Here is a 14681-nt window from a genome sequence, read left to right as displayed (position 1 = left end):
GTCATATTTCCTGATTTTTCTAATTTCATAACGCTAAAATAACCATTATTTCTGGAATTTTAAATAAAAACATCAATAAGTTATTAACAATCACATATTTGCATGTTAATAGCCTTGCAAAGGACTCATAGTGTTATATTCTTTACATGTTTTAATCTGTATAAAAATATATAAAGTCAAAACATCAGATTATATTTTATTTTTATTTATTATATTTTGTTTGAGTATTAATTTTGATAATATAATTAAAGCAATTATGTGTTTTAAGGATTTAACCTTTAAACAGTGATAAATTTTCAGATATTTTGAAAATAATTTTGTAGTAAACTATTGTTGACTATGATTTTTTACAAATAATTAGCAGGATCTAAATTATAGAATTTACATAAATCTTCAAGTTTTTTTAAAACATTAGGATCATTGATTTGTTTAATATAACCTTCATTATATAACTTAAATTTTTGCTCATAGAAATCTTTGCTATGATAATAATAAACTTCCATCTCTGATCCCGCTTCTAAAATTTCATTTTTCCAATCATATGTAGGGCGATGAAAAGGTATAAATTGTAAAATACCTTCTTTATTTAAGTAATTTTCTAATAGATTACTTGTAATTTCTTTTACGGCTTTCCAAATAATTTCTGCATCATCATCTGTAGAAAGAATGGGTATATTGATTGAACCCATACTTTCTTTTTTAATTATTTTTATTTTTTTGTCTTGCGATGTCTGACATATCAAAAAAAAGGCATTTACTTTAACATGACCAGGATGCTTAGGTGTTTTTATACTTGTTGAATAATGAGTAGTTTCTTTATGATTTGCTTGAGTTTTTCCTGTCCTTTTTAGGATTTTAGAAAAAAATGATTTCATTAATATGATTTATTGATTATTATTTATTTAAATAACTTATTGATTTATCAAATTATATGCCAAAATGTTTAGAAAATAATAAAATAAGACCTTTGCAAAACTCTTTTTTGTTATTGCCATCCCTTCCCGTTATTGCGAATGAAGGGTTGGCATGGTGTTTTGATCCCGAGAAATCGGGAGAAGCAATCTTACTGATGCTCGTTACCATTGTGATATGTGTGTGGTGGAGATTGCTTCTTCTTCTCTTTTTTAAGAGAAGAATCGCAATGACAGTTAGGGGATACGTTTGCTTGCCATGACGTGAGAGTTACACATTGCTTTTTTTTCATTTAGATTATTCTAATGTAATAGATAAAAAACAATACAAATAATTAAAATAAATTTGAAATTTTTATCACAATAAACGAGTACGTTTTTTAGTTTTGCAAAGGTCTCATGATAATAATAAACTTCCATCTCTGTTCCCGCTTCTAAAATTTCATTTTTCCAATCATAAGTAGAACGATGAAAAGGTATAAATTGTAAAATACCTTTTTTTGAGTAATTTTCTAATAGATTACTTGTAATTTCTTTTACGGCTTTCCAAATAATTTCTGCATCATCATCTGTAGAAAGAATGGGTATATTGATTGAACCCATACTTTCTTTTTTAATTATTTCTATTTTTTTGTTCCAAAAATGAGTTTTGAAAAATCGCTCCTTTCCGTTAACTTTGTCGATAATAAAATTAAAAAAAGATGAAGTATTTTTTATTATTCGGCATGGCATTAACTGTTTTTCTTAAAACACTTGCCGATGAAGGAATGTGGATTCCGATGCTTTTAGGGAATCAGACTTACGAAGCAATGAAGAAAAAGGGCTTTAAATTATCTCCCGAAGATATATACAGTATCAATAAAGCAAGTATGAAAGATGCTGTAGTTTTGTTTGGTCGAGGGTGCACCGGTGAATTTGTATCTGAACATGGCTTGTTAATTACGAATCATCATTGCGGATATGGTTCAATACAGCGTCACAGCACGCTTGAGCACGATTACCTAACCGATGGCTTTTGGGCAAAAGAGCTTAAAGACGAATTGCCTAATCAGGGTTTGACCGTTTCCATTTTGGTGCGAATGGAAGATGTTACCGATTACGTACTTAAAAATATTCCTGACCATGCAACTGAAATGCAACGTGGTTCTATAATTGCTAAGGCTATAGAGGAGTTAAAAAACAAACATGCGGAGAATAAAAAATATAGCGTCGAAGTTAAGCCTTTTTATTATGGCAATCAGTATTTTATGTTTGTTTATCAAGTATTTCGTGATGTGCGTTTAGTGGGTGCTCCACCCTCGTCGGTAGGGAAATTTGGTGGCGATACCGACAACTGGATGTGGCCTCGACACACTGGCGATTTTTCTGTTTTTCGTGTATATGCTAATAAAGATAACGAACCGGCAGATTATTCACCCGATAATGTGCCTTACAAACCCAAAAAGCATTTTAAAATTAATATTGCAGGTGTAAAAGAAGGTGATTTTACAATGGTATTCGGATTTCCCGGAACTACACAAGAATATATACCTTCGTATGCTGTGGAAATGATACAAAATGTTGAAAATCCTCACCAAATCAGATTACGCGATTTGCGTTTACAGGTAATTAAGGCAGCTATGGATACCAACCGATTTATTCGTATTCAATATGCCAATAAGCAAGCAGGTATAGCCAATGCATGGAAAAAGTGGATTGGCGAAAATAATGGATTAAAAAGACTTCGCACTATAGAACACAAACGAGCTTTTGAAGTTGAATTTGATAATTGGGCGAATATCGAATATGAGCGTTCGTTGCAATATGGAAACATAATTAAAGAATACAAAAATACTTACGAAAAATTAAGCCCATTGAGCTTTGTCGAAACTTATTATTTTGAAGGATTGATGGGAGTCGAGATGATTAGTTTTGCCAAGAATCTGAAAAAAATAGTGTCGGCGGCAAACGAAGACGAAATAAAAACAAACCTTAACCAATTTTATTCATCGGCAGAAGGATTTTTTAAGAATTTTAACATGGTGATTGATAAAAAAATATTTGCCAGACTTATAGGTGAGTTTATGCAAAATGTAGATGCAAAATATACACCTAAAACACTTTTGTATTTAAAGAAAAAATATAAAAACAACTGGGATAAATGTGCTGAAAACATCTATAAACAATCGTTTTTGACCGATATAAAAAAAATAGAAATATTGAAAACTTTTTCGCCCAATAAAGTTAAAAAAATGTTGGCAAACGAGGTGTTTTTTAAGATATGGAATGAAACCGCTTTGTTATATCAAAGTCAGATAGAACCATTAAGTTCTAAGCTCAATATAAAAATAGATAGCTTAAATCGCATATTTATAAAAGCACAGAAAGAAATGTTGACCGATAAAAATTTCTATCCCGATGCTAATTTAACCCTTCGATTGTCGTATGGAAACATAGCCTCGTACGAACCTCAAGATGGCATCCGATACGATTGGTTTACAACCCTTGATGGTGTGATGGAAAAAGAAGATTCTACGATTTATGATTATGCCATTCCTACTAAATTAAAAACACTTTGGAAAAACAAAGATTTTGGGGCTTATGCCGAAAAGGGAGTTATGCATACCTGCTTTATTGCCAATAATCATACAACAGGTGGTAATAGCGGAAGTCCTGTGTTAAATGCCAATGGTGAGTTAATTGGTGTTAACTTCGACCGAACATGGGAAAGCACAATGAGCGATATTCAATACGATCCACAACGTTGCCGCAATGTAGTACTCGATATACGTTATGTTTTGTTTATTATCGATAAGTACGCAGAAAATGAAAGACTCATAAAAGAAATGGAAGTAATAAAATAATCAAAGTTTGAAGTGAGAAGTTGAAAGTCAGAATTTAATAAAGATAAACAAGTTAGATAATCATGGAAAAAAGAGATTTAACTTTAAGGACTAAAGATTTTGCAATAAAAGTTTTCAAGCTTATTGAATTATTACCTAAAACAAAAGCTTCTGAAGTTATCTCTTACCAAAATTTACGGTCAGCTTCTTCAGTTGCTGCTAACTTTAGTGCATGTACGAGAGCTAAATCAAGAGCAGACTTTACCAATAAAATTAAAATTGTACTTGAAGAAACAGATGAAATAGCCATGAGAATAAATTCATCTCGTCAGAATGACGAGAACCTTAATTTAAAAATTAAAAAATAATTACACATGAAACAAATTTCTGGCTTAACTTTATTAAAGATTTGGACCTGATTAAAGAATTATAAATTTTAATAAATGAATCTTCAGAGCTTACTGCTATCTTTGCAAAATCATCAAAAAGTTTATCAATCAATAAATCAAACTTCTAACTTTATAATTCAAAAATGAGTCTTCGTTTCGATATTATCACTGTATTGCCAGAGTTGCTTGAAAGTCCGCTGAACCATTCTATCGTTAAACGGGCAAAAGAAAAAAAATTAGTGGAGATTAACGTTCACAATTTACGCGATTTTAGTCCGTATAAGCATCGTCAGGTGGACGATTATCCTTATAGCGGCAAGGGTGGAATGGTGCTTATGGTAGAGCCTATATTTAACGCTATTGAGCATTTAAAAAAGCAATGCGAGTACGATGAAATTATTTACACTTCGCCCGATGGTGAGCTTTTCAATCAGAAGTTGGCTAATGAACTTTCACTAAAGAAAAATATTCTTATTCTTTGTGGTCATTACAAAGGTATCGATCATCGTGTACGCGAGCATTTAATTACACGCGAAATTAGTGTTGGCAATTATGTGCTAACTGGTGGCGAACTGGCAGCAGCGGTGATGGTCGATAGCATAGTGCGGCTTTTGCCCGGAGCCATTGGCGATGAAATGTCGGCGCTCTCAGATTCGTTTCAAGATAACTTATTGGCTCCTCCGGTTTATACCAGACCAGCCGAATTTAACGGTTGGCGTGTGCCCGAAGTCTTGCTTTCGGGCAACGAAAAAGAAATTGATAAATGGAAGTTTGAACAAGCGATAGAACGTACAAAACGCCTCAGACCTGAATTATTGAAGGAAACCGAAAAGGAAGACCAGTAATAAATTTATATTATTGGAAAGAAACAAGTAATATAATTCCTAATATAAATAATAGATAAAGAGATATTAAAACAATAGTGAGTATCCCCATATATTTAAAATGAAGCTTTAAATTATAAATTCCGTTCGATACTGTTTCTTGTTGGTTCTCTTTGAGCCCTTTTTCTAATTTTATTGAAGCTTTTAATAAATATATTATTGGAAATAAATAAATAATAGAAAGAAAAAGATAAAAAATAGACATAAAAATAAAAATATTGGGCATAAAATAATTGCTATTATATTCATAATTTTCAAATATGGGGTTTAGAACTTTTTGTGTTATAAGCAAAAAAATCGATGAAATAAACATCATGCCTATAACTACAAGTCCTAAAATTGAAAAAAACTTTAACCATTTTGAAATAGACAAAAGGTTCGATTTTATTTCCTTGTTTAAAACCATTGAATTTTCTTCCATAATTAAAAAATTTTGATTTAAGATTCAACAAAAGTACAAAATAATTTTAAAATAGTATTTAAGGTAAATTTTATGATAACTATAAAACAAAGTAGCTTTTATTTATTGATTTTTTAAGATTGAAGAAATAATTGATAGAAATGTTTTAAAAAAAAATACAAATTTAATTTTCAGAACTTTCTTCTTCATTCATTTTTAGCATTGCCTTACGCTCTTCTTTTGTTTTAATGCCAAAATTATATCGTATGTTAATGCCAATACGCTGATTATCGGTGTAACGGTCGCCATAGCTGTATATTCCACCAACATTGAAGGTAAATTTATTGACGTTGGTATGTAAAACATCGCGCATGTTGATAGTTACTGTTAGTTTACGATTAAAAAAGTTTTGACTCAATCCAATATTTATTTGTCCGAAGTTTTTTAATTCATAAAAATTCCACATGCCGCTGGTCATCATAAAACCACTTACTGTCAATTTTGTTTCTTTTGTAAGCTTCAATTGATGAAACGTAAAAAAACGCCAACTGCCTCTTTGGTAATGAAAAGGCTGATTTTGATATGATCCATCGTAAACATCGTAATTATATTGAGCCCCTATGCCGAAAAAATAAACTCCACCCGGAGGAATACCAGCCATTCCTCTGAAGTAAGTCTGTTCGTTAGAACCTAAATTATCTAATGTGCGAATAACAATTTGTGGATGAGCAGTGTCTTGATAAACAACCGACGAAAAAATATTTCGTGTATAATTTTTACCAAAAGCAAAAATCGGCATATCGTTGTAGCTAATATTCCATTCAATGTTATCGGTATATTGTGGTTTCAATAAGGGATTTCCGGTTTCGTATGTAAACTCGTCGATATAACGAATAGCCGGACTCAAATCTTGATAATTGGGACGCGTAATGGTTTTACGATAAATAACATAGGAAAAGAGCTCTATGCCCATCATTTTTATGATTCGTCGGCTTAAATATATGTAAGGAAAAAAATCTATTCGGTTTTGAGTAAACGAAGTATCTGTTGGAATAGTTTGTTTACCATGCATATAGGTGTGCTCTGCCCTAATACCGGCTTTTAAAATAATGCCAGCCCATAATGTTTTGGAGCCTTGCAAATAAGCAGCATTGATCAATTCATTGTAGATAAATGCTTTTGTACGTATGGTATCTTTTATCTCTTCTCCATTCGTCAAATTAAAATAGTTCGATTGGCTGGTTAAATTTTGAAAAGACCCTTTAAGTCCGGTTTCCATTTTTATTTTAAAAGGTAAAGTGTATGTTAAATCTGATTGAGCAACGATAAAATGCCTGTTTTGTGTATTATTGGCTCTACCTTCTCCATCAAAAACCAGAGGGTAAAAGTAATGAATATAAAAGTTTTGCTGAGCAGGACTTAAATTTAAACTATAACTCAATTTATTCTCCCATTGCGAACCTAATGTGTCGTATTTCTTAATCATTCCAAAATCTTGCTGCAAATTAAAAAAGCTCGATTCTGTTTCGGTATTATTTCTGCTATCGGATAATAAAAAGTCATATTGATTTTCAATTGAATTTTTGTTTTCGGCAATAAGGTTTCTTAAACCTGCATTGATTCTGCCATCGTACGAAAAGCTTAAACTATCGGCGGTTTCATAATTCACACCGTAACCCAAATAAAACTGGTGTGCAGCGTTCTTGGTTAATGTCGATTGACTTAACAAAGTATCGTTTTTTAAAACACGGTTAATATTTAGTTCGTCTAAACGACCATCGTAGTTATAATTAAAGTTCAGGTATAAATTGGTTTTGTCTAAGCTATTGTTGAAGGTAAAACCCGCAAATCGGTTTCCCATATTTCCTTGGTTAGCTCCTATATTGAATGAGCCAAAACGACCAATGCGAACTCCTTTCTTTAAAATAATATTGATAATGCCACCCGATGTAGCTGCATCGTATTTTGTTGATGGAGCTCGCATCACCTCAATTCTTTCTACACTATTGGGAGGTAAACTTCGCAAAATAGTAGCAATGTCTTGGCTGCTTAGCTTTTGCTCACGCCCATTGATGTAAATAGCAGCCGGCGTGGTTCCCGAAATAAACACTCCGCCATCCTGATCGACATATAAACCGGGTGTGCTCTCAATCACTTCCATGGTATTGGTACTCGTATTTGCGACCGGCTCAGGGTCGATGATAGTTTTGTCTTCTTCTTGCTTAATGATGGGTTTAGGAGCTGATACGGTTACTTCGTTTAACGAAATGGCATCCGATTGCAATTTATATTCAAAATAACGTGCCTGAGCATTCACTTTTACAGTTGTCTCTAAGGTTTTATAACCCACATAACTTATTTTTAAGCGATATAAGTCTTCATTCACGTTTTCGATAACAGCCTTGCCTTGCTCGTTGGTAATGCCATTCAATGTTTTGCCCGTATTGATTGAAGTTAGTTGAACATGAGCTCCGTAAAGCAATTCTTTTTTTTGGTCTTTGACCAAAATCTGGACATTTAATTGCTGAGCAAAAGTAAATAGCCACCAGTGTAAAATAAAAAGTAATAATCCGAACTTCATAAAAAAATAAATTGTGCTAAGATATGTATTTTATAAGTTATTACATATAACAAATTGATAAAAGTAAATTACATAATGATTTAATCTAGATTATAATCTTAAAGTTGCAAAAATGTCCATCGAAAGTGCAACACCTATATGTAAAAAACATCCGCCAACAATAGATCGCGAGTAAATAGCCAATAGTCCTAAAAAATATCCGCCCAATATACTACTAATAGCTTCGCCTAATGGCTTGCCAAAATGCAGAAAACAATACATGCTCACCATAGGAATAACCGCATCTCTTCCTAAAACCTGAAAAAGACCTATCACTAATAGCCCTCTAAATAAAAATTCAACCCAAACAAAATCAAAAGCATATAACCCTTCGTAAATCCACTTCCATATACATTTGTCAATACCTAACATGTTAGATGCAAGATGCGTTTTAAATGTAGGGTAGGTAACTAAAAATGAATCGGAAAAGGAGGCTAAATAAGCTAAGAAAACCACCGGCAATAGAAATAGTACGTAATGAATTAATTTTATTTTTTTAAACGAAAACCAAAAAAAAGCATCCTCTTTGTCTTTAATATATCTCCATAAAAGCAAAGCAGGAAAAGCAACAAAAAAAATATTCCTGCTATTAACCAGAATTTTGCGTACCAAATAACGATGCTCTGGGTTTTCTACACTGTGAATGATAGGTGTTATGTAAAAATAGGTCGCCGAAACCGACAGCGAAACGATAACACCTAAACTCAAAAACCATAAACGCTTCGATTTCCATAATGCTTTTTTATTCTTAAGAACAAGTAACAACATCGAAAAGTAAGCAAAACCATAAAATAAAATATAAATAAAAATACCGGAAACATGACTTGCAAGTGGATACATCAACGATTTTTCGAGCCGAAAATAAAAATTGAAAAAAATGGTCAACGATAGGAAACCAAGCAACACAAAAAAATATCCATTTTTGTAATGCTCTGCTATAGTTTGTCGAATAAAAACTAAAAAAGGCAGCTCCTTATCCATTCATCTATGTGTAAAATTTACTCAAAGGTAAACAAAAGAAGAGAAAAGTCAGAAAAATCTCAAATAATTCAATATTTTTAATTGATGTTTATGAATTAAAGTCATTACTATCGAAATTAAATTGTATTTTTGTAGAAAAAAGAATATGTGCGAAAAACACAATGAATTTATGAGCGAAGCGATTCGCTTATCGTCCGAAAATGTTGATAAAGGTGGAGGTCCTTTTGGTGCAGTTATTGTTAAAGATGGCAAAATTATTGCTAAAGCGGCTAATAGCGTAACTTTAACTAACGATCCAACTGCTCATGCCGAAGTTAATGCCATTCGTCTGGCTGCTAAAGAATTAGGAACTTTCGATTTATCGGGATGCGAAATTTACACTTCGTGTGAGCCTTGTCCTATGTGCCTTGGAGCGATATATTGGGCACATCTTGATAAAGTTTATTTTGCCAATACCAAAGATGATGCTAGAGCTATCGACTTTGACGACGCTTTTATTTACGAAGAAATTCAGCGCCCAATGAAAGAACGTCATACGCCATTTATTCAAATGATGAGAGAAGAAGCACTAGAAGCATTTAAAAAATGGCAGGACAAAGAAGACAAAATAGAGTATTAACATTAGATTTTTTTAAGGCAGATGCCTTACAATTAGCTCCCATGTTGCTTGGTAAGTATTTAGTGCGAAAACACGAAGGCAACATTGTCCGTTTAGTTATTAATGAAGTCGAAGCTTATTATGGTGAAGAAGATCTTGCCTGTCATGCAAGCAAGGGACGAACACCCAGAACAGAAGTTATGTATTTAGAGGGTGGACATATTTACATTTACTTAATATACGGTATGTATTTTATGCTTAATATTGTAACGGGAAAAAAAGACCACCCACAAGCAATTTTGATACGAGGAACACAAGAAATATCAGGACCGGGAAGACTTACTAAATATCTTCAAATAGATAAAACACTCAATGCAAAATTACTTATTCCCGACAATGGTTTGTGGCTTGAAGAGAGTGGTATAAAATTGAATTACAAAACAACTCCACGAATTGGCGTTGCTTACGCTAAAGAGTGGGCATTAAAACCTTGGCGTTATGTTGCAGACTAAGTTTGGAAATACCGAAATCTATCTTTTAAAAGCAGATATTACTACTTTAGCAGTTGATGCTATTGTTAACGCTGCGAATACTACCTTGCTTGGAGGTGGTGGAGTAGATGGTGCTATTCACAGAGCTGCCGGTAAGGAATTGCTCGAAGAATGCCGAACCTTAAATGGTTGTCCAACTGGTGAGGCTAAAATAACTAAAGGTTACAAATTGCCAGCTAAGTATGTTATTCATACGGTTGGACCAATTTGGAATAATGGAAAAAATAATGAAGATAAACTATTGGCTTCTTGTTACATACAGTCGTTAAAAGTAGCTAAAGAAAATAATATAAAAACGATGGCATTCCCTAATATAAGTACAGGGGTGTATCGCTTTCCTAAAGATAGAGCCGGTATTATAGCCATACATACTTGTAGAGAAATACTTGAAAAAGATTCGTTTCTTGAAAAACTTTATTTTGTAGTTTTTGACGAAGAAAATTGGAATATTTATACCAAATTATTGCGTTAATCATGCTAAATAAGATACGTACTTATTTTTCGCTCATTAAATTTTCGCATACCATATTTGCAATGCCTTTTGCTTTAATTGGAGCAGTATTGGGCTATAAATATGGTCATTACAACCAAGTGCCTTGGGTATTGTTTGTATGGGTAATACTATGTATGTTTTTTGCACGTAGTGCAGCTATGAGCTTCAACCGCTATGCCGATGCTGCTATAGATGCACTTAATCCTCGCACTAAAAATAGAGAAATACCTAAAGGTATTTACAAACCTAAACAGGTTTTGATGTTTACCATTTTAAATGCACTTTTGTTTATTGTATGTACTTATTTTGTTAATTCTTTAGTGTTTTATCTATCGCCTGTTGCTTTAATAATAATATTAGGTTATAGTTATGCCAAACGTTTTACATATTTATCGCATATATGGTTGGGCGTTGCCTTGGCATTGGCTCCGCTTGGAGCGTTTATGGTATTTTCGGCTTCGTTTTCGTGGATTCCTATTCCTTTTTCGTTAATTGTTATTTTTTGGGTGAGTGGTTTCGATGTGATTTATGCTACACAAGATGCCGAGTTTGATAAAAAGCATGGGTTAAATTCTATACCATCGATTTGGGGGATTAAAAAGGCTTTAAATATTGCTTTAAGCCTGCATTTATTGGCTATTATTGCTGTTTTGTTCACGGGATTTCTGTTTGAATGGCACTTTGTTTATTGGATAGGGGTTATTGTTTTTTCGCTGATGCTTCTTTTGGAACAGGTTATTGTACGAAAAAATTTTAATAAAAAAACAGTAAATATGGCTTTTGCTACTATAAATAGCTACGCCGGTTTATGTTATGGAATAGCTGTTATTACAGATATTTTAATTTAATAAAAATGAAACTAATTTTTTCTATTTTCTTTTTATTGATAACTTTTACAATTACCATTGCACAAAATAGAAATGCTGCTTGGGCCCAAAAAGTAAATGCTAATTCTTTTACAAATCTTTTTAAAATAAACGATAGTTTATATAGAAGTGAGCAGCCTGATAGTTTAGATATTGATTTTTTAAAGCAAATGGGCATAAAGTCTATTTTAAATTTTCGAAAATTTCATAACGATATAGATTTTCTTCGTTCACAAGACTTTAATTTATATGAAATAGAAATGAATGCATATTGCATAAAAGACAAGGATGTTATTGCAGCATTGAAAATCTTAAAAATAGCTCCTAAACCGTTGCTTTTTCATTGTAAGCATGGAAGCGATAGGACAGGCTTAATTGCTGCCATGTATCGAATAATTTTTCAAGGATGGACAAAAGAACAAGCATTAGAAGAATTGAAACAAGGTAATTATGGTTTTCATCATATATTTATTAACATTCCCTCTTATATCAGAAATGTTGATGTAGAAAGTATAATAAAACAAATAGACTAATATTAAAATCTGATATATTTTCATTTTTCTTAATAGGATGTATTCAAATAATTATGTAAGTTTGCAGAAAAAATGCACAACGAAAAGGTTATTATTTTCGATTCGGGTTCACAATATACCCAACTTATAGCACGTAATATAAGAGAATTAAATGTTTATTGCGAAATAGTTCCTTTTAATAAAAAAATCAATTTAGAAGCCGAAATTAAAGGAATTATTTTTTCGGGTAGTCCATTTTCGGTAAGAGATGCAAATCATCCCGAATTACCTGTGGAAGAATATATTGGCAAAGTACCTATTTTGGGTATTTGTTATGGTGCCCAATATTTGGCACAATATTATGGCGGTGTTGTTAATGCTTCGGCTCATAGAGAATATGGTCGTGCTCACATCATTGATCTTAATAAGCAAAATCCACTTTTTAAAGGAATTGACGAAGGTTCACAAGTTTGGATGTCGCATGCCGATAGTGTAATTACTCTTCCTCAAGGCTTCGAGATTATTGCAAAAACCAAAGATATACCCGTTGCAGCTTTTGCCGATTTAAATAGAAAAACATTTGCTATACAATTTCATCCTGAAGTATATCATAGCGTACAAGGCAAGGAATTGCTCAAAAACTTTGTGATTGACATTTGCGGATGCTCTGCTAACTGGACTCCTGCTGCATACATCGAGACTACTATTGCCGATATTCGAAATACAGTAAAAAATGATAAAGTGATACTTGCTATATCGGGTGGGGTCGATTCTTCGGTTGCTGCACTCTTGCTCAACAAGGCTATAGGCAAACAACTTACTTGTATTTTTGTTAATAATGGATTGCTTCGAAAAAATGAGTACGAGCAAGTACTCGATACCTATAAAAGCCTTGATTTGAATGTAATAGGTGTTGATGCTTCAGACGAATTTTTAACCAATCTTGCTCATGTTTCAGAACCTGAAAAAAAACGTAAAATTATAGGTAAAACGTTCATTGATGTTTTTGAACGCGAAGCTAAAAAAATAGAGGGCGTTCGTTGGCTAGCTCAAGGCACTATTTACCCCGATGTAATCGAATCGGTTTCGGTAAATGGACCTTCGGCTACCATAAAATCGCACCATAATGTTGGAGGACTGCCTGAAAAACTAAATCTGAAAATTATTGAGCCGCTCAAATTTTTATTTAAAGACGAGGTTAGAAGAGTAGGAGCAGAGCTTCATTTACCCGAAAATATTCTTAAACGACATCCATTTCCTGGACCTGGGTTAGCCATTAGAATATTGGGCGATATTACCAAAGATAAAGTTCGTTTGCTCCAAGAAGTGGACGATGTTTATATTTCTATGTTAAAAGAAAAAGGCTTGTATGATAGCATTTGGCAAGCGGGTGCCATCCTTTTGCCTATTCACTCTGTTGGTGTTATGGGCGATGAGCGTACCTACGATCAAGTAGTTGCCTTGCGTGCTGTTCATAGTACCGATGGCATGACAGCCGATTGGGTACACTTACCTTATGAATTTTTAGCCGAAGTATCAAATAAAATTATTAATAATGTTAGAGGTATAAATAGAGTGGTTTACGATATTAGCTCAAAACCACCTGCTACCATTGAATGGGAATAGCGTGCAAAATGTTATATAGGCAAAATAGGTAAATTAGGCTTTTGAAATTATGTAATGGTTAATAGATAAAAAGAAGATAGTATTTTGACAAAATTATTTTTATATTATAATATAATGTTTTATTTGCAGGTTTTACTATTTGAAAATCATATATAAAAATAAAATATATTTTAACAAAAATTTTGACAAAAAGTTTTGTTTGAGAAAAATAAAAATATACTTTTGTAAAACAATGAATATAAATAACAATGTATATGAAAAAAATAGATTTTGCTTCTGAAGATATTGAATCGATGCGCGAAGTATTATTAGAACAGCTTCAAACTTTAATTAAAAAAGTTGAAAAAATAAAAAGAACACTTGATAAAATTGGTTACCCTGTCAATGTAGATATCAGTGAATTTAAAAAGCCTTTAATGCCAAAAGAAATATACGCTAAAGAAATTGTTGTAAAACCCGAAAAAGAAGAAAAAGTACTTAAATTTTCTAAAAAGAAAGAAACTATTACTCAGCAAAAAATGTTGACCCGTTGGGAAGATATAGAAAAAAGAGCTCAAACTGACCCAGCAGTAAAAGAGTTCTTAGATATTATGAACGATGAGTCAATTCCCGTAATAGAGTTTGATTATGGTAAAAAATCGAAAAAGAATAAAAAAGAAGAAGTAAAAGCAGAAGTAACGCAAATCATTCCTGAAAATTATCGTAGAAAGAAGAATATACTTTGGAGTGATTATGTGTACGATGTTATTCGATTGACAGGTTATCCTTTAACTGTAAATGAAATTAACGAAAGAGCCATTAAAGAATTATCATTAGACAAAGAAGAACAACAGGCTTCATTTTCGGCCATTCACTCATCTTTATTCCGCTTAAAGCGAAATCAAAAATCAATAAATAATTACGCTATTAAAGGAAGTCGTACTAGCTATTATGGACTTGCAGAATGGTTTACCAAAGAAGGTAAATTATTAAAGAAATATGCACGCCCTTTTTAAGGAATTAAATTATTAATAATAAAAAAGGAGGTT

15 protein-coding genes are annotated in these 14681 nt (G+C 32.5%); 10 read left to right on the top strand and 5 right to left on the bottom strand.

Annotated elements, in window-relative coordinates; genetic code table 11:
- Nucleotides 1-347 precede the first annotated feature (347 nt).
- Nucleotides 348-875 (bottom strand): hypothetical protein, encoded by a 528-nt coding sequence (locus HPY79_05890; protein ID NSW45325.1) that lies wholly within the window; start codon nucleotides 873-875, stop codon nucleotides 348-350.
- A 339-nt stretch (nucleotides 876-1214) separates the two neighbouring features.
- Nucleotides 1215-1514 carry a hypothetical protein gene (locus HPY79_05885; protein ID NSW45324.1) on the bottom strand — a complete coding sequence of 100 codons (300 nt, stop codon included), beginning with the start codon at nucleotides 1512-1514 and terminating at the stop codon, nucleotides 1215-1217.
- Between the two features lie 98 nt (nucleotides 1515-1612).
- On the opposite strand from HPY79_05885, the gene HPY79_05880 reads away from it, so the two are divergent.
- The 3 genes from HPY79_05880 (at nucleotide 1613) to trmD (ending at nucleotide 4967) form a co-directional block, all read left to right on the top strand.
- Nucleotides 1613-3754 (top strand): S46 family peptidase, encoded by a 2142-nt coding sequence (locus HPY79_05880; GenBank protein NSW45323.1) that lies wholly within the window; start codon nucleotides 1613-1615, stop codon nucleotides 3752-3754.
- 62 nt (nucleotides 3755-3816) lie between these two features.
- Entirely contained in the window at nucleotides 3817-4101 is a 285-nt protein-coding gene (locus HPY79_05875) for a four helix bundle protein (GenBank protein NSW45322.1), read from the top strand.
- Nucleotides 4102-4265: 164 nt separating this feature from the next.
- On the top strand, nucleotides 4266-4967 hold the full coding sequence (gene trmD, locus HPY79_05870; GenBank protein NSW45321.1) for a tRNA (guanosine(37)-N1)-methyltransferase TrmD: 702 nt from the start codon (nucleotides 4266-4268) through the stop codon (nucleotides 4965-4967).
- A gap of 10 nt (nucleotides 4968-4977) precedes the next feature.
- Here the strand turns inward: trmD and HPY79_05865 are convergent, their stop codons facing one another.
- The 3 genes from HPY79_05865 to HPY79_05855 form a co-directional block, all read right to left on the bottom strand.
- Nucleotides 4978-5427, bottom strand: coding sequence for a hypothetical protein (locus tag HPY79_05865; protein ID NSW45320.1), 450 nt, complete (start codon nucleotides 5425-5427; stop codon nucleotides 4978-4980).
- Nucleotides 5428-5590: 163 nt separating this feature from the next.
- A complete protein-coding gene (locus HPY79_05860) occupies nucleotides 5591-7987 on the bottom strand; it encodes an outer membrane beta-barrel protein (GenBank protein ID NSW45319.1) in 2397 nt (798 codons plus the stop codon).
- A gap of 90 nt (nucleotides 7988-8077) precedes the next feature.
- The gene (locus tag HPY79_05855) at nucleotides 8078-9007 is read right to left on the bottom strand and encodes a hypothetical protein (GenBank protein ID NSW45318.1); all 930 of its coding nucleotides are present in this window, start codon (nucleotides 9005-9007) and stop codon (nucleotides 8078-8080) included.
- A 145-nt stretch (nucleotides 9008-9152) separates the two neighbouring features.
- Here HPY79_05855 and HPY79_05850 point away from each other — a divergent pair, with 145 nt between their 5' ends.
- From HPY79_05850 to HPY79_05820, 7 genes are all read left to right on the top strand, one after another.
- Entirely contained in the window at nucleotides 9153-9626 is a 474-nt protein-coding gene (locus HPY79_05850) for a nucleoside deaminase (protein ID NSW45317.1), read from the top strand.
- Entirely contained in the window at nucleotides 9593-10117 is a 525-nt protein-coding gene (locus tag HPY79_05845; GenBank protein ID NSW45316.1) for a DNA-3-methyladenine glycosylase, read from the top strand. The genes HPY79_05850 and HPY79_05845 overlap by 34 nt, the downstream gene beginning before the upstream one ends.
- Nucleotides 10104-10628, top strand: a complete 525-nt coding sequence (locus tag HPY79_05840; protein ID NSW45315.1) for an O-acetyl-ADP-ribose deacetylase — start codon at nucleotides 10104-10106, stop codon at nucleotides 10626-10628. The genes HPY79_05845 and HPY79_05840 overlap by 14 nt, the downstream gene beginning before the upstream one ends.
- 2 nt (nucleotides 10629-10630) lie before the next feature.
- Nucleotides 10631-11497: a UbiA family prenyltransferase gene (locus HPY79_05835; protein ID NSW45314.1), complete on the top strand. Its 867-nt coding sequence runs from the start codon at nucleotides 10631-10633 to the stop codon at nucleotides 11495-11497.
- Between the two features lie 5 nt (nucleotides 11498-11502).
- Nucleotides 11503-12048, top strand: a complete 546-nt coding sequence (locus HPY79_05830) for a tyrosine-protein phosphatase (protein NSW45313.1) — start codon at nucleotides 11503-11505, stop codon at nucleotides 12046-12048.
- Nucleotides 12049-12120: 72 nt separating this feature from the next.
- On the top strand, nucleotides 12121-13653 hold the full coding sequence (gene guaA / locus HPY79_05825) for a glutamine-hydrolyzing GMP synthase (GenBank protein NSW45312.1): 1533 nt from the start codon (nucleotides 12121-12123) through the stop codon (nucleotides 13651-13653).
- A 254-nt stretch (nucleotides 13654-13907) separates the two neighbouring features.
- Nucleotides 13908-14648: a hypothetical protein gene (locus HPY79_05820; protein NSW45311.1), complete on the top strand. Its 741-nt coding sequence runs from the start codon at nucleotides 13908-13910 to the stop codon at nucleotides 14646-14648.
- The last annotated feature ends 33 nt before the right edge of the window (nucleotides 14649-14681 follow it).

The organism is Bacteroidales bacterium (assembly GCA_013314715.1).
In the GTDB taxonomy this organism is placed as follows: domain Bacteria; phylum Bacteroidota; class Bacteroidia; order Bacteroidales; family GWA2-32-17; genus Ch61.
This window is presented reverse-complemented; position numbering and strand designations above follow the sequence as displayed.